Annotated in this window: 20 protein-coding genes and 1 tRNA gene; 13 read left to right on the top strand and 8 right to left on the bottom strand. The window is 35.8% G+C overall.

Translation table 11 applies throughout. The features are described from left to right. Positions 1-10 precede the first annotated feature (10 nt). The gene (locus tag HN014_RS04880) at positions 11-346 is read right to left on the bottom strand and encodes an arsenosugar biosynthesis-associated peroxidase-like protein (RefSeq protein WP_176027769.1); all 336 of its coding nucleotides are present in this window, start codon (positions 344-346) and stop codon (positions 11-13) included. 233 nt (positions 347-579) lie between these two features. Between HN014_RS04880 and HN014_RS04875 the strand changes: the two genes are divergently transcribed. Continuing rightward, complete coding sequence (locus HN014_RS04875) at positions 580-2,250, top strand: glycerol-3-phosphate dehydrogenase/oxidase (RefSeq protein ID WP_176027768.1); 1,671 nt, start codon at positions 580-582, stop codon at positions 2,248-2,250. A 12-nt stretch (positions 2,251-2,262) separates the two neighbouring features. On the opposite strand, the gene HN014_RS04870 is transcribed toward HN014_RS04875, so the two are convergent. Together HN014_RS04870 and HN014_RS04865 are read right to left on the bottom strand one after the other, a co-directional pair. After that, entirely contained in the window at positions 2,263-3,099 is an 837-nt protein-coding gene (locus HN014_RS04870; protein WP_176027767.1) for a phosphatase PAP2 family protein, read from the bottom strand. Between the two features lie 183 nt (positions 3,100-3,282). Beyond that, positions 3,283-3,843: an RNA polymerase sigma factor gene (locus HN014_RS04865; RefSeq protein ID WP_176027766.1), complete on the bottom strand. Its 561-nt coding sequence runs from the start codon at positions 3,841-3,843 to the stop codon at positions 3,283-3,285. Positions 3,844-3,933: 90 nt separating this feature from the next. Here HN014_RS04865 and HN014_RS04860 point away from each other — a divergent pair, with 90 nt between their 5' ends. The 3 genes from HN014_RS04860 (at position 3,934) to HN014_RS04850 (ending at position 9,964) form a co-directional block, all read left to right on the top strand. Then, positions 3,934-5,088: a FecR family protein gene (locus HN014_RS04860; protein ID WP_176027765.1), complete on the top strand. Its 1,155-nt coding sequence runs from the start codon at positions 3,934-3,936 to the stop codon at positions 5,086-5,088. Positions 5,089-5,222: 134 nt separating this feature from the next. Next, positions 5,223-8,567 (top strand): SusC/RagA family TonB-linked outer membrane protein, encoded by a 3,345-nt coding sequence (locus HN014_RS04855; protein WP_176027764.1) that lies wholly within the window; start codon positions 5,223-5,225, stop codon positions 8,565-8,567. 14 nt (positions 8,568-8,581) lie between these two features. Beyond that, a complete protein-coding gene (locus HN014_RS04850) occupies positions 8,582-9,964 on the top strand; it encodes a RagB/SusD family nutrient uptake outer membrane protein (RefSeq protein WP_176027763.1) in 1,383 nt (460 codons plus the stop codon). 19 nt (positions 9,965-9,983) lie between these two features. On the opposite strand, the gene HN014_RS04845 is transcribed toward HN014_RS04850, so the two are convergent. The 4 genes from HN014_RS04845 to msrB all read right to left on the bottom strand — a co-directional run bounded on the left by HN014_RS04845 (position 9,984) and on the right by msrB (position 13,185). Further along, the gene (locus HN014_RS04845) at positions 9,984-10,523 is read right to left on the bottom strand and encodes a peptide-methionine (S)-S-oxide reductase (RefSeq protein WP_176027762.1); all 540 of its coding nucleotides are present in this window, start codon (positions 10,521-10,523) and stop codon (positions 9,984-9,986) included. A gap of 9 nt (positions 10,524-10,532) precedes the next feature. Next, on the bottom strand, positions 10,533-12,107 hold the full coding sequence (locus HN014_RS04840) for a YdiU family protein (protein WP_176027761.1): 1,575 nt from the start codon (positions 12,105-12,107) through the stop codon (positions 10,533-10,535). Positions 12,108-12,200: 93 nt separating this feature from the next. Continuing rightward, complete coding sequence (gene msrA, locus HN014_RS04835; RefSeq protein WP_176027760.1) at positions 12,201-12,743, bottom strand: peptide-methionine (S)-S-oxide reductase MsrA; 543 nt, start codon at positions 12,741-12,743, stop codon at positions 12,201-12,203. Further along, positions 12,736-13,185 (bottom strand): peptide-methionine (R)-S-oxide reductase MsrB, encoded by a 450-nt coding sequence (gene msrB / locus HN014_RS04830; protein ID WP_176027759.1) that lies wholly within the window; start codon positions 13,183-13,185, stop codon positions 12,736-12,738. The genes msrA and msrB overlap by 8 nt, the downstream gene beginning before the upstream one ends. Positions 13,186-13,889: 704 nt before the next feature. Here msrB and HN014_RS04825 point away from each other — a divergent pair. After that, positions 13,890-14,765, top strand: coding sequence for a sterol desaturase family protein (locus HN014_RS04825; RefSeq protein ID WP_176027758.1), 876 nt, complete (start codon positions 13,890-13,892; stop codon positions 14,763-14,765). Positions 14,766-14,933: 168 nt separating this feature from the next. On the opposite strand, the gene HN014_RS04820 is transcribed toward HN014_RS04825, so the two are convergent. After that, positions 14,934-15,006: transfer RNA gene (locus tag HN014_RS04820), tRNA-Phe, on the bottom strand. Positions 15,007-15,107: 101 nt separating this feature from the next. Between HN014_RS04820 and HN014_RS04815 the strand changes: the two genes are divergently transcribed. The 8 genes from HN014_RS04815 to HN014_RS04780 all read left to right on the top strand — a co-directional run bounded on the left by HN014_RS04815 (position 15,108) and on the right by HN014_RS04780 (position 23,572). Continuing rightward, positions 15,108-15,839 carry a type III pantothenate kinase gene (locus HN014_RS04815; RefSeq protein ID WP_176027757.1) on the top strand — a complete coding sequence of 244 codons (732 nt, stop codon included), beginning with the start codon at positions 15,108-15,110 and terminating at the stop codon, positions 15,837-15,839. Beyond that, entirely contained in the window at positions 15,836-17,077 is a 1,242-nt protein-coding gene (locus HN014_RS04810) for an OmpP1/FadL family transporter (RefSeq protein ID WP_176027756.1), read from the top strand. The genes HN014_RS04815 and HN014_RS04810 overlap by 4 nt, the downstream gene beginning before the upstream one ends. 17 nt (positions 17,078-17,094) lie before the next feature. Then, a complete protein-coding gene (locus HN014_RS04805) occupies positions 17,095-18,465 on the top strand; it encodes a tetratricopeptide repeat protein (RefSeq protein WP_176027755.1) in 1,371 nt (456 codons plus the stop codon). Next, the gene (lptC, locus tag HN014_RS04800) at positions 18,465-19,022 is read left to right on the top strand and encodes an LPS export ABC transporter periplasmic protein LptC (RefSeq protein ID WP_176027754.1); all 558 of its coding nucleotides are present in this window, start codon (positions 18,465-18,467) and stop codon (positions 19,020-19,022) included. Before HN014_RS04805 ends, lptC begins: the two co-directional genes overlap by 1 nt. A gap of 6 nt (positions 19,023-19,028) precedes the next feature. Next, on the top strand, positions 19,029-19,226 hold the full coding sequence (locus tag HN014_RS04795) for a hypothetical protein (protein ID WP_254884103.1): 198 nt from the start codon (positions 19,029-19,031) through the stop codon (positions 19,224-19,226). A gap of 3 nt (positions 19,227-19,229) precedes the next feature. Next, a complete protein-coding gene (locus HN014_RS04790; RefSeq protein WP_176027753.1) occupies positions 19,230-20,498 on the top strand; it encodes a hemolysin family protein in 1,269 nt (422 codons plus the stop codon). Positions 20,499-20,625: 127 nt separating this feature from the next. Next, a complete protein-coding gene (locus tag HN014_RS04785; RefSeq protein ID WP_368660068.1) occupies positions 20,626-21,324 on the top strand; it encodes a lysoplasmalogenase in 699 nt (232 codons plus the stop codon). Positions 21,325-21,451: 127 nt separating this feature from the next. After that, positions 21,452-23,572 (top strand): peptidylprolyl isomerase, encoded by a 2,121-nt coding sequence (locus HN014_RS04780; protein WP_176027751.1) that lies wholly within the window; start codon positions 21,452-21,454, stop codon positions 23,570-23,572. Positions 23,573-23,620: the final 48 nt, after the last annotated feature.

Genomic DNA, 23,620 nt, shown 5'->3' with positions numbered 1-23,620 from the left:
AAAAGTAAACTTACATAGATAGTTTGTCATATTTTTTCATCATTTGCACTCCATGTACTAAGGTAGCGCCGCTTTCGATAGCAGCACCAGCATGAACAGCTTCCATCATTTCTTCTTTGGTGATTCCTCGTTGTAACCCATCTTTGGTATATGCATCAATACAATAAGGACATTTTACTACATGAGAAACAGCGAGTGCAATCAAAGATTTTTCACGGGCGCTTAAAGCTCCTTCTTCGAATACCTTTCCATAATAATCGAAGAATTTTTTTCCCAGCTCTTCGCTCCATTCTGTTATTTTTCCAAACTTTCGTAAATCTGCGGGATCATAATATGTTTTTGACATGCTGCGTTCTTTATTAATTACAGGCATATATATTCTGTCGTTAAACTTCTATATGCTTACAATAAAATTACTTTAATATTTTAATAAAAGCTAAAATGATTAAAAAGCTTTTCTAAAACAAACAAAAGCATTTATTTTTTAAGAAGCACTGTCTCCAAAAAATAAAAAGAAGATTTGATATATTTTACTTAGATTAGTGTGGCATTGTTCGATGGTTTATAGTAGTATTTTTAATGAAAAATAAAAGACAGTTCTCAGTACATGAGCGGGCATCTCAATTAAAGCGAGTCACATCTCGGTTGTTTGATGTCGTTATTATTGGAGGAGGGGTGACAGGAGCAGGGATAGCGCTGGATGCCATTTCCAGAGGATTATCTGTGTGTCTGATAGAGAAAAATGATTTTGCTTCTGGTACTAGTAATAAATCAACTAAATTGATTCATGGAGGACTTAGGTACCTGAAACAACTGGAGATTGGATTGGTTCGGGAATCGGGAAGAGAAAGAGCTATTGTACATAAACTAGCTCCGCATTTGGTAGTACCAGAAAAAATGTTACTTCCTCTTTATGAAGGAGGAACCTATGGGAAATTGATGACTGCTATCGGACTAAAAGTATATGACTTTTTAGCAGATGTGTCGGGAAATGACCGAAGGAAAATGTTAAGTGTATCAGAGACTATAGAGCAAGAGCCTTTATTAAAAAAAGAAGGACTTCAAGGAGGAGGGTATTACGCAGAATACAGGACTGATGATGCAAGATTGACGATTGAATTGCTTAAAAAAGCACATGTTCTTGGAGCAGAGGTGTTGAATTATTGCGAAGTAGTTTCTTTTGGATATACCGAAGAAGGGAATATGGATACAGCACATTGTTTGGATCATATCACAAATGAAAAGTTGATGATTAGTGCCAGATTTTTTGTATCGGCTACAGGTCCCTGGAGTGATGTAATCAAACAGTTGGATACTTCAAAAAAAGAAAAGACATTGCAATTGAGTAAGGGAGTTCATATTGTGATTCCCAGAGATAAATTATTACTTAGACAAGCGATCTATTTTGATGTGGATGATGGTAGAATGATTTTTGCAATTCCAAGAGGAAAGGTAACGTATATAGGTACTACAGATACAGTATATACCGCCAGCCTGAAACGTATTGTGATTACTAGAAAAGATGTGAAGTACCTGATCGATGCGGTGAATAGGATGTTTCCCCTGGCAGAATTAACAATAAGGGATGTCATTTCTAGTTGGGCAGGAATACGTCCTCTGGTATACGAAGCAGGTAAAACTCCTTCGGAGTTATCAAGAAAAGATGAGATTTTTATTTCTAAAACAGGTTTGGTTTCTATTGCAGGAGGGAAACTGACAGGATATAGAAAAATGGCAGAGAGGATTATGAATACACTATTTTCTATAGATGATTCTATAGGGAATCGAGCGACAAAAGGAGCATTGACAGATGAGATTCCTTTAACCAATTATCCGTTACAAAGCAGAGAAGAAGTTGTGCTGTATCGAAGGCAATTAAAAGAAAGACTGGCGTCTTTAGGGGTAGAGGATGAATATATTTGTTGGTATTTGGTTAGTACTTATGGTAAACAAGCTGATAAGATTCTTGAAAAAATAACCCATTTTAATAATGAAGAAGTCATAGAAAAGCTTATTCGGGCAGAGCTTTGGTATGGTGTTCATCATGAAATGGTAGTTACCTTATCAGATTTCTTTGTTCGTAGAACCGGCTATCTTTATTTTGAAATAGAAAAAATAAAGACCTTTAGAACTGTAGTAGCTTCCGATCTCCAGAATTATTTGGGGTTTGATATTGCCGAAATGGCACATCAACATCAAGTATTAGATCAGTTACTAACAGATGCTACCACTTTTTATGAAACAGAATAAAGGTTACATTTGTTAGAACGTGCCTACAATTCCTAACTGTCCGGGGGTAAGCTTTAAATTCCATTTGATACTTACCTTATTTTTGTCATAGGTGTATCGTTCTGTTTTGTTTAAAAAATTGTCAATACCGTCGACAATAACAACACTTAACACAATCCCAAGACTAACATCTGTTAGCCAATGTGCCCCTGCCCATAATCTGGACACAGGAGTAATCATTCCTACGGCGTAGATTCCTCCTTTGATAAACGGGTTTTTGAACTGTTTGGCAATAGCATGTGCTGTAGTAAATGATAGGATCGCATGTCCGGAAGGAAAAGAATGGTATCCAGCTTCATTAGAGTAAAACCGGAAACTGTCATGTCCTTCATTCATTGTTGGTCTGGCACGACCTACTAATGTTTTACTTACAGTTTGGATAATACCACCTGCAGTAGCAGAGGCAATTAATAAGACCCCGGTTTTTCTGATTTTTTCATTTTTTGTTAAAAGACCAAGAGTATATACTCCAGAAGTAAGACCGTAATTCACTAAGGGTTTTCCAAAACGAAAGCCAAACTCCTTAACAATGTGGGGAATGTCTTTTTCTTGTTTTGTGAAATATTCATTAGCCGGTTCATCAATAGCATAAAGTATAGAAGTCCCGACAAGGATTGTACCTAGGGTAGCAAAATCCTTTCCTTTCCACTTAAAAGGTTGCGTGTAGGCATGTTTAACTCCTTTAAAAACAGAAACTCCGTCATATTTTAGCATGCTCCAGGTAGATTCTTTTTTAGGGGCTTCTTGTGCAATAATACTTCCGCAAAGAAGGAAGCTGATAACGAATATGTATATTTTAGCGAAGGTCATAATATAGATTTGTCGAGTAAAAATAAAAACTTCTCAAGAGAAAAAAAGGGAAAAAGAAGGATTGTTCTTTTTTGCCAGGTAATCAGCATCTAAATGCTCAAGGTGCAAGTCTTGAAATTAATATCCATTTTTTATTAGTCCCCGGAAGACCTAAAAGAAGGCATTATAAGGTGTAGAGAAAAATCAAAAAGAGAGATTTGAGTTTTTTAAAGCAACTCTGATTTTTTGATATGCAATCCCTATTTGGTTTTCTACCGTTTTTATAGAGATTCCTAATTCATCTGCTATTTGTTGATATTTTAGCCCCCTCATTTTACTGAGTAGGAATATTTCTTTGCACTTGGGAGGAAGTTGCTCAATAATTTGTTGCAATATTTTGATTTTTTGACTCTCATGCTGCTGTTCCTCTTCTGTATAGAGAGAATTTAGTGCGCTTAACCGAATTGTGTCTAGGATCTCATACCTCTTTTTTTCTCTTCGGTAATTGTCTACAAATCTGTTGTATACAGCTTGGAAAAGATACGATTTTAAAGAAGTATTTATTACGATGGATTCTCTTTTTTGCCAGAGTTTTAATAAAGTATCCTGCACAATATCTTCAGCCTCTTCTCTGTTAGAAGTAAAATTAAGGATGTAAACACATAAAATTTCATAGAAAGTACTGTAAATGAACTTAAATGCTTTTTGACACCCCTTCTTTAAGGCGGTTAATAATTTGATATCGTCATTTAAAGAAAAATCCACTTGATTTATTTTTTGTAAAATTGGGGGTATTTAATAGAGACTAACGTCATATAGGTGAAAAAGTTATTTTTTTTCATAAAATAAGTTAAAATGAACGAAACAATAAAGAGAATTATTAATAAATATCTTGCAGATGACTTAACAGAGGAGGAATCAGAGCTGTTAATGGAGTGGTTAGATGATGCAGAGCATAAAAAGATATTTGAAGAATACATTAGGTTAGATGGTGCCATCAATAAAAGCCTACATAGCTTTGATGCTCTTGAAGCATACCAAAAGGCAATTCCATCTGCGACCAAGGTGGTTACGTTTCGTTATGAAAATGTATTTAAATATGCCGCAATTCTTATGTCTCTTGTTGGGATTGGATATATGTGCTACCTGCAGCTCAATACTCCTGATCCTACTAATTCAGGCTTAAAAGTTGTAGATAAACCTGTACTACTCAAAAAATCAAATGGAGAAATAGTACAGATCGATATAGAGAAGAATCAAGATTATAAAGAGGGAGGAAATATTATCTGGAGGCAAGAAAAGAATAAGATTATTTATGAGGATCAATTAGCTACAAATGTGGTGTATAATGAAGTTGTTGTACCAGAAGGGAAACGTTTCAAAGTTGTGCTTTCAGATGGGACATTGGTCCATCTTAATTCGGGAACAACCTTTAAATATCCGGTGGATTTTGTAGCTAATAAGAACCGACAAGTATATTTAAAAGGGGAAGCTTTTTTTGATGTAAAGAGAGATGAAGAAAAACCATTTATGGTTGAGGTAGATCAAATGAATATCAGGGTTTTAGGAACTCAGTTTAATGTAGCGATGTTTCCGGAGGATCAGGAAGTTAATACTGTGTTAGTAGAAGGGTCAGTCGCCTTGTACGCAACAGGTAAAGAAAAAAATGGAGTGAAGTTAACACCAAATCAAAAAGGTGTTTTCCAGAAAGGAAATAAAAAGATTACTGTAAGTGATGTAGATGTATCTGATCACATTTCCTGGATGAAAGGTCGTCTAATTTTTAAGAAAACAGCGTTTAAAAAAATCATAAAGAAACTAGAGCGGTTTTATAATGTAAAAATAGTGAATAATTATCCAGAGCTAGATAATCACGAATTTACTGGAGTTTTTGATACAGAAGAGGAATCGATTTTAGATGTGCTCGAAGTTATTAAGAATTATTCCCCTATCGAATGGCATCTAAAAGATAATACAATTGTGATTACTTCCCAGAGGGAAATTGAATAATTTAAGTGTTTTTTGTTAAAAAGATAGGAAGATTTAATTTAGTTTTGTGCTTGGTTGTTGATTTTTAGAATAGTGATAGAATAAACTTCTTAAAAACTAAGAAAGACAATCGTCAATCGGGAGAGGAATTTTATATGTTTTCAGGAAGCTTTAGGAATTTTCGTTATATCTTTTTTATTTTTTTATTTTTTTGTGGAAGAGTTACAGCTACAACTACGAGTTACGACCATGAAAAAATAAGTCTTGATCTTACAGACGTTTCTTTATTACAGGTTTTTAAGGAAATAGAAGGGAAGTCGTCATATAAATTCTTTTTTAAAGATGAGGATATTGACCTGGGAAAACGGTTTAGTATCAAAGTAAAAGATAAAAAAATAGATATTGTTTTATCTCGAATTTTAAAAAACACATCCCTAACTTTTCATATTCATAAACATCATGTAACCATAAAGCCAAAAGGAGTTGCAAAGAAAGTAACTGAGCGAATAAAGGTAAAAGGGAAAGTGCAGGATGAGAATTCACTTCCTATGTTAGGTGTAAGTATACTCATTAAAGGAACTCATAGAGGAATCTCTACCGGAATGGATGGAGAGTATGAGATTGTTGTCAAAAAAGGAGACATATTGGTGTTCTCTTATTTGGGATATGTAGATAAAGAGAAAGAAGTACAAAGCACTTCAAGTCTTGATGTGCAAATGGTAAGAGGGGATACAACATTGGATAAAGTAGTTTTGGTAGGTTATGATTCAATGGAGAAACACAATGTTACTAGTCCTGTTGCCTCGGTAAAAGGAGATGAGTTGGGGCTCCCGGGAATAAGTACTTTCGATCGTTTACTGGGAGGAAGAATAGCAGGATTAAGTGCCTTACAGGTTTCAGGAAAACCAGGAGCAGGGGCAATTGTCAATATTAGAGGAGTTACCTCGTTTAGAGGGGCGAATCAACCTTTGTATGTTATTGATGGTACCCCCTTAGTAGTAGAAGATAATTTACCAGCTTATTTTAATAATGGATTTGGAGGGGTATACAGAACACACCCTTTGGAATTAATAGAAGCATTGGATGTAGAAAGTGTGGATGTACTTAAAGATGCTGCCGCAGCCTCTATTTACGGTTCGAGAGCAGCAAATGGAGTGGTATTGATTACAACCAAAAGAGGAAAGAAGAACAGAAAACCAAAACTAACTTTTAATTACCGTTATTCTTGTAACAGCCCTATTCGAAAAAATGAAATGTTGGATGCCGCAGAATACAAAGAAATGTTGATCGGAGCAGCAAGAGCAACACAAAAACATAATATGTATAATGGGTTAGCAGCATTAATTGTAAATCCAGAAACAAATAAAGTTAACGAAGGTTATTTTGGTGATGCAGATGTAGCTTGGCAAGACGAAATCACCCGTTCATCTGCTGATGTTCATGAGATTAACACTAATTTAGTTGGAGGGAGTAAGAAAAGTACATATTATTTTTCATTAGGAAAAACAATGCAAGAAGGGCTTTTTGTTGGAGAAGATTATCTCAAAAATAATCTGAGAGCTAATTACGATTTTGATCTTACGGATAAGATAAAATTAGGAGGGGGATTTAATTATCAAACATCCATTTCTAACTATTCTCTTTTATCTTCTCTGGATCAGGTGTTCTCGACCAGACCCGATATCCCCGTCAGAAATAAAGATGGGAGCCTTAATGAGGATGCTAGGTATTCTAATCTGCTGGCTTTTGGTAATAGCACTAAAAATAAAGATGAAGCCATTAATTTCATAGGGAATGGCTATGCAAAGTTTACGTTTCTTAAAGATGTCACTTTTCGAACAGCTATGCAATATGCAATTACTGATAGTAAAGGGTATAAGTATTATAAAGTTCGTCCCTATAGTCAGCGAACTGATTATGAGACAAAAACGTATAACGCTACCTGGGATAATACACTGCAATATGCAAAAACTTTTTCTCGTCATTATACAAGCTTATTGGTAGGAACAGCATTTGATTATAGGAGATTGGATCTTACGGGAGCAATTTATGTAGGATTGCCTACTGATGTGTTTTCTGATGTGATTAGTTTGGCAGGAGGGGTTTTTAATGCGTATGATCATTTGACAGAGAGTAGACTACATTCTTATTTCTCAAGATTAAACTATAATTATGACCGACGGTATTATGTAATGCTTTCAAATAGACTAGACGGATATTCTAAGTTTGGTCCGAACAAAAGGTGGGCTTATTTTCCCTCGATTGGAGTGTCTTGGCAAACATCGAATGAAGCATTTATGAATAATATGGATGTGATCGATGATTTGCGATTTCGATTTTCTATAGGGCGAACAGGAAAGGCAAATTTACCAGATTTCTTGCATAGAAGATTTTATGGTTCCCCTCTGGAAGATAGTCCAACTATTATAGGAGGAGAAACGGGAATAGGATTAGCTAATGTAGCAGATAAGGCTATTGGATGGGAGAAAACAGAAGAATATAATGTAGGGATGAATGTTTCATTGTTTGATAAAAGGTTTTCACTTTCTACTGATTATTTTAGCAGGTTGACATCAGGGATGATCATGTATTTACCTAATCTTCCTTCTTCTGGTTTTAACAGACGGTTAAAAAGTTCTAATAGTTCAATGGAGAACAAAGGTTTAGAAGTTACATTAGAGGCTCAATTGTTAAGGAACAAGGACGTACAATGGATTAGTGCGCTTAATATTACATTTCTTAAGAATACTATAAAATCTGTAGAAGGAAACCTGGGACCATCACTAAGCCCGCTTTTGGAAGAAGGGGTTTCATTAGGGTCTATATATGGATTGGTTGCTGAAGGGATCTTTAAAAATGAAGATGAAATAAAAGAACATGCAATCCAGGAAGGGGCAAGAGTGGGAGATTTAAAGTTTGTTGATCTAAATGGGGATGGAGTGATTAATTATAGAGGAGATGCAAAGGTATTAGGAGATATACAGCCAGATATATATGGCGGGTGGAATAATCGATTTATTTTTAGGAATTTTGAAGTAGGGGTCGATCTTCAGTTTTCTTTTGGACTAGAAAAAAGATGGGCACCTTTGGAACGAATAACCACTTATGTGAATTATGGAAATAATATTACAAAAGAAATGTATGAAAATTCCTGGAAACCAGGTAAAGGGGATACTAAATATCCAGAATTAAGGTTTGATAGATATGGAGGATTGTATAGTTATCCAAGTACAGCAAATGTAGGAGATGCTTCATTTGTAAGGTTAAAGAATATATCATTTCAGTACCACATCCCGAGGCGGTTACTTAAAAAATTGAAAATAAGCAGTGCTACTATCTATACAAATTCTACTAATTTATTGACTTGGACGAAATATCCAGGGGTGGATCCTGAAGTAGTAAGTACTTCTGGTTTTAACCTGAATAGTAGAGATTCAAGAGATTATTTAGGCTATCACCTCCCTAAAACAATGTCTTGGGGGATTAGGCTTTCGTTTTAAAAAAAGAAATGATTATGAAAAGTAAATTTTGGATTTTAGTAATCAATATGATCTTTTTTTCTTCATGTGAGACTCTTGGAGGGTTGGATAATGTGGAAATAGATGGAAGAATTCCGGTCGAACAGGCATATGAAAATGAAGGGGTTATTGAAGCAGCTATTATTGGAGCATATGCTTCTATTAGGAATATGATTCCTATGCCGGCAGTATTGTCTGGTTCAGGGCTCTCAGGGCAATTATCTGTTCGGGACTTCGGATTAGGTGCTACTTTTGTAAATCATACGGTAAGATCTAATAATATAGCGATTTCAGATATATATGGAGGAGGATATAGAGCACTAGCAAATGCAAACGAACTTATTATACGATTGCCCAAAACAGGTGAAGAAGTATTGTCAGAAGCAAAACGAAATTTTTATTTGGGAGAAGCAAAGTTTATGAGGGCGTTGAGCTATTTTTATATGTTACGGGTTTATGGGGAGTTTTATAATCAGAATTCTGAGTATGGAATTGTATTAGGACCTATAGAATATGATGAAAATAACAATCCCATACCTCAAAAACGAGCGACAGTTAAAGAGAGTTACCGGTTTATATTAGAAGATATTAATGATGTGTTAAATAGTGGAATTCCAAATTCTGGAGATGCTTCAAGAGCAACAATAAAGGCAGCAAAAGCACTAAAAATGAAGGTGTTGTTGTATATGAGGCGATATGATGAGGTTGTGGAAATAGGAAAAGAATTTGTAGGAAGTGAACTGGAAAGTAAATATGAGAACATATATGTCAGAGGGCATACAGGAGTGGATATTATTTTTGCAACCCCGACAGATTTTGTATTCTCTAATTATGAGGGAGGTGGGTACACAGAAGGAATTATTCCAGGTTCTGTTTTTTTAAACACATTACAAAAAAAAGAAGGAGATTGGAATAGGATATCAAGGACTTTACCTTCTGATACACACCAAACAGGATTCAAATGGGCTTTTACGTACCCAAACCCACCCGCCTGGATGCACTTGAGAATCCCAGAGGTATTACTGATATATGCAGAAGCTAAGGCAAGAGTGGTTAAAGCAGCTTCAGGGACAATAGAAGAATTGTCTGTAGAGGTAAGTGAATTGAATAGAATAAGAGAAAGAGCAGGAGTAGTACCTAAACAACCAGAGAATATTAATGAATTCTTAAAAATAATTCGATTAGAAAAACTAATGGAATTGTATTACGAAAATGGAGAGGATTGGTTTGATTTGGTTCGGTATCATATAGAGGAAGATCTCAATATTTTTTTGATAAAAGATAAACTGGATAGTAAAGAAAACTTCGTTTACCCTATCCCGGAAGAAGAGATTATGATTGGAGGGGGGATTATTGTGCAAAATCCAGGGTATGAATAATCTTATCGTTTGAAAAAAATTAAGGGCTGTTTTTGTGAGGGATAGGAGGTAATAGTTCACGTTTTTGAGGATGAACGTTTTTGGAGAAATGTTTTAGTAAAAGCAGAAGCTTAGGAGTGATAAAATTTTGGCAAAAGGGTCTTTGAGGATTTGTATAGTAGTAATTTGTGATTGCTTCTCTGGAAGGCTTAAAAGCAACAAAAGGATATGCTTTGGTGACTAGTGGTTTTTTAAAGTCAATTTGTAATTTCTGTAAGATATCCAGTACTTCGATATGTTGTTGTTGCGTATAGAAATAAATAGCAGAACGGTACTTTTTGCGCATTGTATGTGCTTCTGTACTTTTATGGGTATATAAGTGTATCTCGACTAAGGTGTGTAAAGAAATTTCTTCGGGATAAAAGTGTACAATGACAGCTTCAGAAAAATTATGGTCCTCTCCTGTAGAAGCAACATACCCCTGCAATACCTTTGAAACTCCTTTTAGGGATTGGAAGACTGCTTCAGTACACCAATGACATCCTCCGCCTAATGCTATTTTATCATGTTTTCTTTTCATGAAATTGTTTTAAGAGCTACAAGATAACATGGAGCAACCTGCCTTATGTCTTGCCCATTCTGGTCGTTTAGCAAACCATTTTTGGGAATCTGGTTGTGTTTCATAGGGGGTTTTTAGAAGCGTGTAGAATTCTTCTATTAATGAATAATCTCCTTTATCAGCAGCCTCAATAGCCAGTTGTGCCATATAATTGCGTAAAACATATTTAGGGTTTACCGCATCCATTTTTTTCTTTCGTTCAGAGTCTGAAAGCGGTTCTTTTTGCAATCTGTTCAGGTAGGAGGTTATCCATGTTGTCCAAGAGTTAATCACTTCCGGGCTAAGTGCATCGGGATTGTAAATAGCTTCTTTGATATATTGAGGAATGATTTCTTTTGATGTTAGGGAGTGATTTTTCGTCAAGGAGCTGAGGTTTCTAAAGAAAATTGTCATATCTGTTTCTGCTAATTGCAAAGTTTCTTCTAGGTGTTCAATAAGCTGAAGATCCTCAGGAGCTTTTTCAAAAAGTCCTATTTTGGCTTTCATCATTTGTAGATAGGTCGACTCAAATGTGTCTTTATATCCGTTGAGAATTGCCTCTAGAGGTTTTGCGTCCTGAATTAGAGGGTAAAGGGCATTGGCTAGTTGTAGTAAATTCCATAAACCGATATGTGGCTGATTCCCGTAACGATAGCGTTTGAATTGCCGGTCAGTTGTATTTGGGGTCCATTGCGGGTCATACCCTTCCAGCCAGCCATAAGGACCGTAGTCAATAGTTAATCCTAGTATAGACATATTATCAGTGTTCATTACGCCATGAACAAATCCGACCCGCTGCCAGTCGATAATCATTTGCAAAGTCGTATTGCAGACTTGTTGAAAAAATTGAAGATAGGCATCTGGTGCAGTAGGATTGATTGAAGGAAAGTGATGTTTAATGGTGTAATCAACCAATGCTTGCAGAGTATGTGTGTCTTGTCTGGAGGCGAATATCTCATAGCTTCCGAATCGCAAAAAAGAAGGGGCTACTCGACAGACAATAGCGCCTTTTTCATATGCAGGATTTCCGTCGTATAGCATATCTCGTAAGACTTTGTCACCACTTAAGCAAAGTGACAACGCTCGTGTGGTAGAGATTCCCAGATGGTGCATTGCTTCACTACAGAGGTATTCTCGGATTGAAGATCGTAAGACAGCTAATCCGTCAGCAGTTCTGGAGTAAGGGGTTTCTCCGGCTCCTTTTAATTGCAAAGAATAAGATTGATTTTTGTGTCTTATGGTTGTTAAGTTGATTGCACGTCCATCACCCAATTGTCCAGCCCAGTTGCCAAATTGATGACCTCCATAACACATAGCATAGGGATTGGTTTCGGGTAATATTGAATTTCCGGTAAAAACCTGTAGAAAATCATCAGAGATAATGTCAGCTGATGTAATACCTAATAAAGCAGCGGTTTCCTTAGAAGCATGAATAAGAGAGGGAGCTGTTGTCTTTTTAGGCGTTACATATGAAAAACAAGCATGAGGAACCTGTCTTCGGGTGTTTTCCATAATTGGATCAGCCGGAAGCTCTTGTGTGAAATGATGGATGTGCGTTAGTTTCATGGGATTGCTGTCTGAGAATTAATAGGTTCGATAATCGAACTTAAAATTGATGTCCTACACAGTACTTAATTATTAAGTACTGTGTAGGTGTTGCTATTTTTTTAATTTGTCCGTGTGGAGCTTTCGTACTTTAGCAATCTTAGGTGAGATTACGGTTCTACAATACCCTTGACCACTATTTTCTGCGTAGTAATTCTGATGATATGTCTCTGCTTCAAAGAAGGTTTCTAGAGGACTTAGTTCGGTCACAATAGGAGCGTCATACAGGGAGGCAGATTCCTTAAGAACATCTTCTGCAATCTTCTTTTGGGAAGGGTCATGGTAGTAAATAACGGATCGGTATTGAGTGCCTACATCTGCTCCTTGTTGATTAAGAGTAGTAGGGTCATGGCTCGTCATAAAAATAGTCAATAGTTCCTTATATGAAATAATAGTCGGATCAAAGGATATTTGTACAACTTCGGCATGTCCGGTAAGTCCTGAGCAGACTTCTCTATAAGTAGGTGTGCCGGGTACTGTGCCACCACTATAGCCGGATACAATGCGATCGATTCCTTTAATTTGTTGGAAGACAGCTTCTACACACCAAAAACATCCGCCTCCAATAGTAGCTAGTTTTGTTATTTTATTACTCATTGCGATCGATTTTTATGGATTCTGAATTAATACAAAAGCGCAACCCGCTTGGTGCTGGTCCATCAGGGAAAACGTGTCCCAAATGTGCATCACAAGTATTGCACATGACCTCTACGCGAATCATCCCATAGGAGGTGTCTTTTTCATATTTGATAGCGTTTTCTTTAATAGGGGCTGTAAAACTTGGCCACCCTGTACCGGATTCAAACTTAATTGAAGAATCAAATAGAGGAGTGCTACAGCAGATGCAGTTATACTTCCCTGCATCATGGCTGCTGCAATACGCACCGCTATGAGGAGCTTCAGTTCCTTTTTTTCTAGTGATTCTGAATTGTTCCGGGCTCAGAAGAGCACGCCATTCTTCTTCTGTCTTTTCTACACGTCTGTCCGGAATCGGATTGCCATGTGTAGCAAATGAAATAACATCTTTCCATGTGATCATATTCAATAGATTCTTTTTGTGTTGCTGTACAAAGTTACAATTACCCTTAGGAAAAACCATGTCCATATTACCTGTAAATAGGAATGAAATACCTTTAAGGCATGTTGAGGTAGATAGTGTTGGATTCTAATAGTTATTTTTTAATAGAGCGAGTGTATGTTTCTTCATGTGGTTTACCTCGCTTGTAAGAGATGAGAAAAGGTCAGAAATCATATTGACATGGTTTCTGGGGGCAAAATTTCCTAAAAAAACAAAAGCCTTTTTGCAATCAAAAAGGCTTTTTATTTAAGATACGGAAAGGGATTCTGGTATTAACGGCAATGATGCCTGGGACCTCTAACACATCTAAAGTTTATGCAAGTGCAGTTCCCATTTGTATTGGTAGAACAGTCCATTGATAATATACCAAATTGACATACTGTAGGATTGCTCCCTTTTCCATTAATGGATTTTTTTTGCTCACGAGTTAGTTCGTGAACATTGTCTAGTTTCAGGATTTTTTTTAACATACTATATTGGTTTTAAGATAGAATACACTATTGATTCTGTAGTAAATGTACTATGAAAAACAAATAAATAGGGTGAGGTAAAAAGTTAAAATAAAGCAAAATAATATTGAAAAAAGATTCTGTCCAAAATGAACAAGTATTGAAGTAAGAATCAGATTTACTTTTGTGAAACCGTCTATTAAAGAATTGTATACTATGAGTTTTACCGAGTTATTGTTTTTATTGGAGAAGGCGTCTGTTATGGAATATATAGCTTTTTTCTTTGTTTTTAATCTTTCACTTATTGCAGTTGAATTACTGTTGGATGTTTGTACTGCTAAAAAAAGACGGTGGGGGGATACTGGAGCTAATATTGCTATTTTTATTATGAATCAGTTATTGGATAAAACAGTGGTTGGTGGGATTGGAGTCATTGGGTTGCTTCCGATTAGTCTATTGACACCTCTGGAGATACCTCATACAATTTGGAGTTGGGTGCTTGCGTTTTTTGTGGCGGACTTTACATACTACTGGATGCATCGTTTGGAGCATGAACATAGAATTCTATGGGCCAGCCATAGTGTGCACCATTCTTCTGAGGATTATAATCTTACTATAGCCATGCGATTAAGTATTGTAGAAGGCTTGTTTGAGTGGATGTTTTTAATTCCAATGGTGTTAATAGGTTTTAGTCCTTTTCAGGCAATTGTTTCTCTGATACTGGTAGCGCAGTTTCAAACCTGGATTCATACCGAAAGAATAAAAAAACTGGGATGGCTGGATGAGGTGTTTAATACGCCATCGGTACATAGAGTGCATCATGGTTCTAATGACAAGTATCTAGATAAGAACTATGGCGGTGTATTAATTATATGGGATAAACTATTCGGAACTTTTCAAAGAGAAGAAGAAAAAGTTGTGTACGGGCTGACCAAGAATATCAAATCTAATAATCCGATAACTATCAACTTTATTGAGTATAAAAATATCTGGAAAGATGTGAAGCGCTGTCGTAATTGGAAGGATCGATTTCGGGTTGTTTTTGGAGATCTGCAATGGCGTCCTTCCTATTTTAAAGAAGAGAAGGAATAGGTGTGTTGTTTCAGGATTTAGGTCCCTTATTTTGTTGTTTTTCGACCTGATTTTTTATAAAAGATCAGGTTTTTTGCAATGAAAGCAAGAGTAGGTTGTAAAGAGAAAAGAGAATGTAAATAGGAGCAAAAAAACAAAAACCCGAACATATGTTCGGGTTTTTTAAGGTGGTACCTCCAGGAATCGAACCAGGGACACACGGATTTTCAGTCCGTTGCTCTACCAACTGAGCTAAGGTACCAGTTGCATGATTGCGGGTGCAAATATATAACCCTTTTTTAAATGCACAAAGAAAAAAAATAAAAAATTCATTTTGTACCTTAGCAACTCATAAAAAAAGGCATGAATTTAGTCGTTGATGTAGGGAATACATATATAAAAATAGGGGTATTTGATTATTCTGGCATCTTATATAAAGAGGTTGTAAAATATTTTGACTTTAAGAGAGTTATAACTAAGATCGAAACCCGGTTTCCTGAAATTGGACAGGCAATTGTTTCTTCGGTAGGGAATATGAAAAGTGAAGATGTTAAATTTTTAGAAAAAAAAATAAAAACATTGTTTTTGGATCATCAAACAAGGAAACCATTCGATAATTTATATAAAACTCCCATGACATTAGGAGTAGATAGGGTGGCGTTGATAGCAGCAGCAGTAGATCAGTTTCCGGATAAAAATGTATTGGTTATTGATGCAGGAACTTGCGTTACCTATGATTTTAAAAATAAAAAAGAAGAGTATTTAGGAGGAGCTATAAGCCCCGGAATACGATTGAGATATACGAGTTTACACAATCACACGGCAAAATTACCATTGCTGACACTGGAAGAGCCAAAAGCAGTTGTAGGTGATACAACAAAAGAGGCGATTCATTCTGGAGTAGTTCATGGAATTTTATGTGAAATAGATGGGGTAATAGAAAAATATTGCAACATCTATGGTGATTTAACAGTTATTTTAACCGGCGGGGATGCACATTTTTTGTCTAAAAGATTAAAAAATAGCATATTTGCGACCTCCAATTTTTTGTTGGAGGGACTAAATTATATTTTAGCTTTTAATAATACTCAATGATAAAAAGAATTTTAGTTACTATATTGGTAGTCACTACCAGTGTGTTATATTCACAACAAGGGACCTCTTCGCCATACTCATTTTTTGGACGAGGCCTTCAAAATTTTAAAGGGACTATAGAAAACAGATCAATGGGGGGATTGAGTATCTTAGGGGATAGTATTCATTTGAACTTGCAGAATCCTGCTGGATTTGGAAATTTAAAACTTACTACCTATTCGATAGGAACAACCTATACCACCTTATCCGTAAAGGGAGCGGATGAATCCTATAATACAGATAATGCAACACTGGAATACCTGGCAGTAGGAATTCCGGCAGGGAAATTCGGATTTGGATTCGGATTAATTCCATATAATCTGGTAGGATATAGATTGACAGAGATAACAGAAGAAAAAAGAAATCAGTTTACGGGAAAAGGAGGAGTGAATAAAGTCTTTCTAAATGCCGGATATCAGGTTACAGACGAATTGAGTATTGGGGCTGATGTCAGTTATAGTTTCGGAAGTATCGAAAACAAAGTTGTTTCCGGGAGGAAAGAGGTCCAATATGGAACCAGAGAAATTACAACTTCCAGACTTTCAGGTTTAGGACTTTCTTTCGGTCTTATGTATAATAAGATGATAACAGATAAACTTCAATTACGATCTTCCGTTGTTTCTTCTCCGTCTTTTGAGATTCGATCCAAAAATGAACGAGAATTAGCAACAATTACTATTGATCAACAAGGAAGAGAATTAGTAGTAGATAAGCAAGATATTACTATTGCAGACAGGGATATGGATATTCCAGCCAAATTAGAAGTGGAATTAGGGATTGGACAACCTAATAAATGGTTTGTAGGAGGAGAGTATGGGTATACGAACTCTGATGATTTTACAAACAGAACAGTAAGCCTGGATAATGTAACCTATGAGAACGCATGGAAATTTGGAGTGGGAGGGTTTTATATTCCTAAATACAATGCCTTAACCGGCTATTTTAAAAGAGTAACCTATCGTGCAGGATTTCGATATGAGGAAACACCGCTGCACATCAATAATCATTCTATAGATGAGTTTGGCATATCTTTTGGAGTAGGTCTACCAGTTCGAAACGGATTTTCGAACTTGAACCTTGGATTTGAATATGGTCAACGAGGAACAACAGACTTTGGCTTAGTGAGAGAAGATTTCTTTAATTTCTCGTTAAGTTTGTCGTTAAATGATAAATGGTTTAGAAAAATAAAATTTAATTAACTAGAATCAATACAGCTATGAGATTTAAAATTATGTTTACAATAGCAGCAGGACTAGCTTTAGGCGCATCAAGTGCTAGTGCTCAAGCTACAGACTGTGCTACAACAGCTTCTATAGCATATGAACATGCTAAGGTAAAAAATTATGATGCAGCAGAGGAGCCGTTATGGAAAGTAAGAAAAGAATGTCCTACTTATAGTGTGGCGACATATCAGTTCGGTGAAAAATTACTAAAACATAAGCTGAAAAAAGCTCAGGGAGCAGATAAAACAGCAATTGCTAATGAGTTGATTGCTCTTATGAAAGAGCGTTTCCAGTATTTTCCTGCTAAAACCAAAGTAGGAGCAATGCACTCTGATATCGGACAGGTGATGTACGATACTAAAATAGGAACTACTGAGGCTCAGTTTGCAGAATTTCATAAAGCGTATACGACAGATAAAAAGAATTTTAAAGGAGCTAAAAAACTATATACATACTTCTCTTTGTTAGTAGACTTGCAAGATGCAGGTAAGAAGAAGTTGCAAGATGTTTTTGAGTTGTATGATGATATCACAGAAAAAATTGAAGATGAAGAAAGTGCTAAAGCAAAAACGATTGCTACACTGACAGAAAAGGAAGAGTCAGGTACGGCATTGTCTTCTAAAGAGAAAAGAAAACTTAAAAACGCAGGGATTAACCTGGCTGCTTATAGTAAAGTAAAAGCAGGAATTAACCAGAAGCTGGGAGCAAGAGCTGATTGTGATAAACTGATTCCTTTCTATAATGAGCAGTTTGCAGAAAAAAGTGGAGATGTTAAATGGTTAAAAGGAGCGGCAGGAAGAATGTCAGCTAAAGAATGTACAGCTGATCCGCTATTCTTCAAGTTAGTAGAAGCTCTTCATAAAGCGGAGCCATCTGCAAAGTCGGCATACTATCTTGGAATCTTAGCGATGAAAGATAAGCAAAGATCAAAAGCATTAGAATATTTCAATCAGTCTGCTGAGTTGGAAACTAAGGCTAGTGATAAGGCAAAAGTATATTTCAAAATAGGAGAAGTGTTAAAGAAGCAAGGTAGCTATGGAAAAGCAAGATCATACTACAAAAAAGCATTGCAGCAAAAACCATCTCTTGGTACTTCATACCTGAGAATTGCAAGTATGATTGCAAGTAGTGCGAATAACTGTGGGACAGATGTATTTAGCAAAAGAGCTGTGTACTGGTTAGCTGCAAACTACGCTAACAGAGCAGCAAAGGTAGATCCTAGCTTGAAGTCAGTTGCAGCAAAAACTGCAGCAAACTATAGGGCAAAAGCACCTTCTAAGACAGATATCTTTAATAATCCGGGAATATCTTCTGTTAAGATTGGATGTTGGATAGGAGAGACTGTAAAAGTGCCTAAATTATAATGCGAAATAAGAATATTCAAATATTAATAAACATTGTCACAGTTTTTACTGTGACAATGTTTTTTTCATGCCAATCTAACACAGATAACATACAAGTGGCAGCAGGAGTGGAGGATATCCCAATGGCGGAAGGAATCGAGTTAAATCTTAAGTATACGGATTCAGGAAGGCTAAAAGCGATCCTGAGAACACCGAGAATTCTGGATTTTACCAATAGGAATTTTGGATATCATGAATTTCCAGAAGGAGTAGTGCTCGATATTATTGATGAAGAAGGAAAAGTGAGTGTGGTAACTGCTGATTATGCAATATCGTATAAAGAAACAGGACTGATTGATATGAGAGGAAATGTGGATATTCGTACTGCGGATAGTACACATCTAACAGCAGAGCAACTGTATTGGGATCAGAAAATTAGCTGGGTTTTTACCGATTTTCCTTATACAAGTCACCTGCCCGATGGTACCGTTAATAAAGCAGATGGCTTTGATGCTAATCAGGATTTTACTATCTTGAATTCTCGCATCAATGATGGTGTAATGTTTATAGAAGAGTAATGTGATATGATGAAAGTTTTTAAAATTTTTGAATTTGCTTATCTGGGAATAATGATCTTTTTTTTATATTCTGCTTATACTGAGTGGGGAGTAGAAGGAGGAAAAGGACCCCTATATTTGTTATTTGCCGGAGTAGCACTTTTTATGTTTTTCTTTAAAAGAAAATTTAGAAAAAAATTTGAGGCGAACAGAAAGCCTAAATAACCTATGGAGGTAGATATCCTTGTCATTGTTTTCTCGTTAATTCTTTCTGCTTTTTTTTCAGGAATGGAAATCGCATATGTGTCATCTAATAAAATACATATAGAAATAGAGAAAAAACAAGGAGATTTCTTGTCTAAAATCCTAACCAGACTTACTAAAAAACCTTCCAGATTTATAGCTACTATGTTAGTGGGGAATAACATCGCACTGGTTATTTATGGTTTGTTTATGGGAAAGCTGCTAGTGAGGGTTTTGTCGGGGTATTATCCAGAGGTAAGTCCAAGTTTATTATTGTTGTTCCAAACGATTATTACTACTGGGATTATCTTGTTGACAGCAGAGTTTCTACCCAAAGTGTTTTTTCAGATATATTCCAATACCTTGTTAAAGGTGTTTTCGTTTCCTGCCTATGTGTTTTATGTGGTTTTTACGCCTATTTCCTTATTTGTGATTTGGGTATCTGATGTAGTATTGAAAACGTTTTTTAAGACAAAAGGAGATGATGTTCGATTAGCATTTAGTAAGACAGAATTGGGAGATTATATCACAGAACAGATGGAAACAGTAGAAGAACATGATGAAATAGATAGTGAGATTCAGATATTTCAGAATGCGTTGGAATTTTCAGACGTGCGATCAAGAGAAGTCATGGTTCCCAGAACAGAGATCATCGCAATAGAAGTAAGACAGTCAGTAGAAGAGATTAGTAAACTCTTTATAGAAACTGGGCTTTCTAAAATTATTGTGTATAATAGTACGATTGATGATGTTATAGGATATGTTCACTCTTTTGAACTGTTTAAAAAGCCTAAGTCTTTAAAATCGGTTTTGATGCCGGTTGTTTTTGTGCCGGAGACAATGTATGTCAAAGATGTACTTAATTTATTGACCAAGAAACATAAAAGTGTTGCAGTGGTAATTGATGAGTATGGAGGAACAAGCGGGATTATTACGATAGAGGATATTGTAGAGGAGTTGTTTGGAGAAATTGAAGATGAGCACGATACTGTAGAGAAAGTAGAAGAACAATTAGAAGAACGTAAATATCGTTTTTCGGCTAGATTAGAAGTAGATTACCTTAATGAAACATATAAGCTGGATCTTCCTGAGAGTGAATATTACGAAACTCTCGGAGGGATGATTGTGAATCATACAGAAGAAATACCTGAAGAAGGCGATGTTGTGCGTATCGGGGATTTTCAAGTAGATATCATAGAAACCTCAAATACCAAAATTGAAATCGTAGAGTTGCAATTAACTCCCGAAGAGTAGTTTATTGAAAAAAGAGTGTTTGCTCGATTATTGGGGTTTGTATAGTAATGCGAAACCTGAGTTAAGATGTTTTGCTGCAAGGTGAAATTGTAACAAAAACTCATGCTTGGGAATATAATAATAGGGTATGAGGTTGAAAATATCTTCAGCTGTTTTCGGGATAGTTTATCTGTTGTTTGTACTGATGGACTTATTAGCAATTTATGCAGCAATCCATATGTATAGGTGCATAACAAAGCCCTTAATAATGTTTTCTCTTATCGTTTGGGTAGTTTTTTGTAAATCCAAATTGTCTGATATGTTGAAAAAACAAATGGTTTTAGCGTTGGTTTTTTCACTTTTAGGAGATGTATTCCTGTTGTTTGATGCCTATTCAAATTTATACTTTTTAGCTGGTTTGTTTTCTTTTTTATGTGCGCATCTTAGTTATATTTTTATTTTTTGGAAAAAAAGAGGTAGAAAAAAGAAGCAATACTTTTTAATATTAATGACGCTCTATGGAGTAGGGTTGTATAGCTTTTTGTTTCCATATTTGGAAGAAATGAGATATCCAGTACTGGTTTATACATTGGTTATCTTAATGATGGGATTGACAGCTTATCATAGGCGTAATGAAGCATTCATTAGTTACAAGAAGGTAATGATTGGTGTAATCTTATTCATAATTTCGGATAGTATATTGGCTGTGCGATTATTTGTTGTTGACTTTTTTATGGCTGATTATTTAGTGATGATTACGTATGCACTGGCACAGTTTTTTATAATTTTTGGGATCTTAGCACAAGAAGATAAGGACTTTGGTCGTTATCTAAGGAAAAATAACTAAAGAAATGAAGTAAAATATAGTGGATTGAAAGGTTTAAAAAGGTTCTTCAGACTTTTTAATCTTTAATTGGTATTATTCTAATAAAAATGGTATTTTCGCCCACTGTATTTCAATAAATCAACTTACAATGGCAGTTTTAAATAAAATCAGACAGCGTTCCGTTTTTTTAATTGTGATTATAGCCTTAGCGCTTTTCTCATTTGTTTTAGCGGATTTATTCCGTAATGGAGGTGCAATATCTCAAAAAGATCAAAACACAATCGCAACAATTAATGGAGAAGATATTGATAGAACTGAGTTTGCTAGAAAGGTAGAAGCCGCTTCCAGGAACTTTGGTGCAAATGGTTCCAGTATTCAGGCAATGAATTATGTTTGGAATCAAGAGCTGAGAGAAGTGATTTTAGCAGAGCAATTTGATAATTTAGGAATTGCAGTAGGTCCTGATGAGGTGAATGAGTTATTAGCGCAATCATTGGCTAGTAATCCTACATTTCAGAATGATGCAGGAGTTTTTGATAAAGCAAAACTACAGGAGTATGTAGCGAATATCAAAGCAACTTCTCCTCAAGCGTACCAGCAGTGGTTAGATTATGAAGCTTCTGTGAGCAAAGGAGCTAGAGAAGCTGCTTATATGAATATGATAAAGGCAGGAGTGGGCGCAACGCTAAAAGAAGGAGAGTTGGCATATAAAATGGAAAACGATAAAGTAGACATTAAGTATGTACAATTGCCATATTCAAGTATTCCTGATACAGAAGCAGAAGTTTCTGATTCTGAAATTAAAGCGTACATAAGTAAACACCCAGAGTTGTATAAAGCAGAAGCTTCAAGAAGTATTCGTTATGTGATGTTTAAAGAAGAAGCAAGTAAAGAAGATATCGATGCAATCAAGGGAGAAGTAGCTGCTTTATTAGATGACAAAGCAGAATTTAATAGTAATACCAAACAAACAGATACAGTTGCTGGGTTTAGAAATACTAAAAATGTTGAAGATTTTGTAAATGCAAATTCTGCCGTAAAATATATTGACGCATACTCATTCAAAAAAGACTTGCCAGCTTCAATTGCCGATACTCTATACAATACACCTGTAGGAGGGATATACGGACCATATGAGGATGGAGGTTTCGTAAAAGTGACAAAAGTCGTTGCAGAGCGTCAAATGGTTGATTCTGTAAAAGCAAGTCATATTCTTGTTGCCTGGAAAGGGTTAAGCACCGGAGCAGGGTTAGAAAGAACCAAAGAGGATGCAAAAAAATTAGCAGATAGTATTCTGGGGGCAGTAAAAGCAGATAAATCTAAATTTAAAGATTTGGCAGCTCAGTATTCTGCGGATACTTCTAATAAAGATAAAGGAGGAGATCTGGATTATTTTACATATAATAGAATGGTTCCTGCATTTAGAGATTATTGCTTTGATAACAAAACTGGTGACATGGGAGTTGTAGAAACTTCTTTTGGGTACCATGTAATAGCTATCGAAGATCAAAAGAATGAGCAGAAAGTACAAAAAGTAGCTACTATCGCGAGAAAGATAGAGCCTAGTGAGAAAACGATTAACGATATATTTACAGAAACTACAAAATTCCAGATTGCTACTAAAGATGCTGATTTTGAAGAAGTGTCAAAAAAGAATAATGTAGAGGTAAGACCTGTAAATAAAATCAAAGAATTAGACGAGAATATTCCAGGAGTAGGAGCACAGCGATCAATTGTACAGTGGGCATTTAATGAAGATAGAAAAATCGGAGATGTAAAACGATTTGATATTAAAGACGGGTATGTGGTAGCACAATTAACAGAGAAATCAGAAAAAGGAGTAATGAGTGTAGCAGATGCTAGTTCGTTAGTAAAGCCTATTCTGGTAAGAGAGAAGAAAGCTGCTGTTCTAAAAGGGAAAATTTCCGGAACGACACTGGATCAGATTGCAAGCGCACAAGGGCAAACGGTAAAGAGTGCTCTTGGAGTAAATATGAAAACTCCAACTATTAGTGGTGCAGGAAATGAGCCAAAGGTAGTAGGAACAGCATTCGCATTAGAAGTAGGAAATGTTTCTAAACCTGTAGTAGGAGCTAATGGAGTGTATGTTATTGAAGTGACTAAAAAGACTCCTGCCAATGGATTGGATACTTATATGAGTTATGCATCTCAGGAGACAAAATCCAGAGAAAATGCGGTGAACTCAAGAGTGTTTAATGCATTAAAGGCAGCAGCAGAAATTGAAGATAAACGAGCGAAGTTCTACTAGGAACAGATTTGCTATAAAGATATATAAAAAAGCGCCTTTACATTGTAA

It is taken from the genome of Aquimarina sp. TRL1 (genome assembly GCF_013365535.1).
GTDB lineage: Bacteria > Bacteroidota > Bacteroidia > Flavobacteriales > Flavobacteriaceae > Aquimarina > Aquimarina hainanensis.
Note: the sequence above shows the minus strand (reverse complement) of the source record. Positions and strands in the feature narration are given on the sequence as shown.

Excerpts from the sequence above, each read along its gene's own strand:
- HN014_RS04825 (WP_176027758.1), top strand. The coding sequence starts at position 13,890 with ATGAGTTTTACCGAGTTATTGTTTTTATTGGAGAAGGCGTCTGTTATG.
- HN014_RS04845 (WP_176027762.1), bottom strand. The coding sequence starts at position 10,523 with ATGAAAAGAAAACATGATAAAATAGCATTAGGCGGAGGATGTCATTGG.
- HN014_RS04780 (WP_176027751.1), top strand. The coding sequence starts at position 21,452 with ATGGCAGTTTTAAATAAAATCAGACAGCGTTCCGTTTTTTTAATTGTG.
- HN014_RS04860 (WP_176027765.1), top strand. The coding sequence starts at position 3,934 with ATGAACGAAACAATAAAGAGAATTATTAATAAATATCTTGCAGATGAC.
- HN014_RS04880 (WP_176027769.1), bottom strand. The coding sequence starts at position 346 with ATGTCAAAAACATATTATGATCCCGCAGATTTACGAAAGTTTGGAAAA.
- HN014_RS04870 (WP_176027767.1), bottom strand. The coding sequence starts at position 3,099 with ATGACCTTCGCTAAAATATACATATTCGTTATCAGCTTCCTTCTTTGC.
- HN014_RS04805 (WP_176027755.1), top strand. The coding sequence starts at position 17,095 with ATGAGATTTAAAATTATGTTTACAATAGCAGCAGGACTAGCTTTAGGC.
- msrB (WP_176027759.1), bottom strand. The coding sequence starts at position 13,185 with ATGATCACATGGAAAGATGTTATTTCATTTGCTACACATGGCAATCCG.
- HN014_RS04850 (WP_176027763.1), top strand. The coding sequence starts at position 8,582 with ATGAAAAGTAAATTTTGGATTTTAGTAATCAATATGATCTTTTTTTCT.
- HN014_RS04855 (WP_176027764.1), top strand. The coding sequence starts at position 5,223 with ATGTTTTCAGGAAGCTTTAGGAATTTTCGTTATATCTTTTTTATTTTT.
- lptC (WP_176027754.1), top strand. The coding sequence starts at position 18,465 with ATGCGAAATAAGAATATTCAAATATTAATAAACATTGTCACAGTTTTT.
- HN014_RS04875 (WP_176027768.1), top strand. The coding sequence starts at position 580 with ATGAAAAATAAAAGACAGTTCTCAGTACATGAGCGGGCATCTCAATTA.
- HN014_RS04840 (WP_176027761.1), bottom strand. The coding sequence starts at position 12,107 with ATGAAACTAACGCACATCCATCATTTCACACAAGAGCTTCCGGCTGAT.
- HN014_RS04795 (WP_254884103.1), top strand. The coding sequence starts at position 19,029 with ATGATGAAAGTTTTTAAAATTTTTGAATTTGCTTATCTGGGAATAATG.
- msrA (WP_176027760.1), bottom strand. The coding sequence starts at position 12,743 with ATGAGTAATAAAATAACAAAACTAGCTACTATTGGAGGCGGATGTTTT.
- HN014_RS04785 (WP_368660068.1), top strand. The coding sequence starts at position 20,626 with ATGAGGTTGAAAATATCTTCAGCTGTTTTCGGGATAGTTTATCTGTTG.
- HN014_RS04815 (WP_176027757.1), top strand. The coding sequence starts at position 15,108 with ATGAATTTAGTCGTTGATGTAGGGAATACATATATAAAAATAGGGGTA.
- HN014_RS04810 (WP_176027756.1), top strand. The coding sequence starts at position 15,836 with ATGATAAAAAGAATTTTAGTTACTATATTGGTAGTCACTACCAGTGTG.
- HN014_RS04790 (WP_176027753.1), top strand. The coding sequence starts at position 19,230 with ATGGAGGTAGATATCCTTGTCATTGTTTTCTCGTTAATTCTTTCTGCT.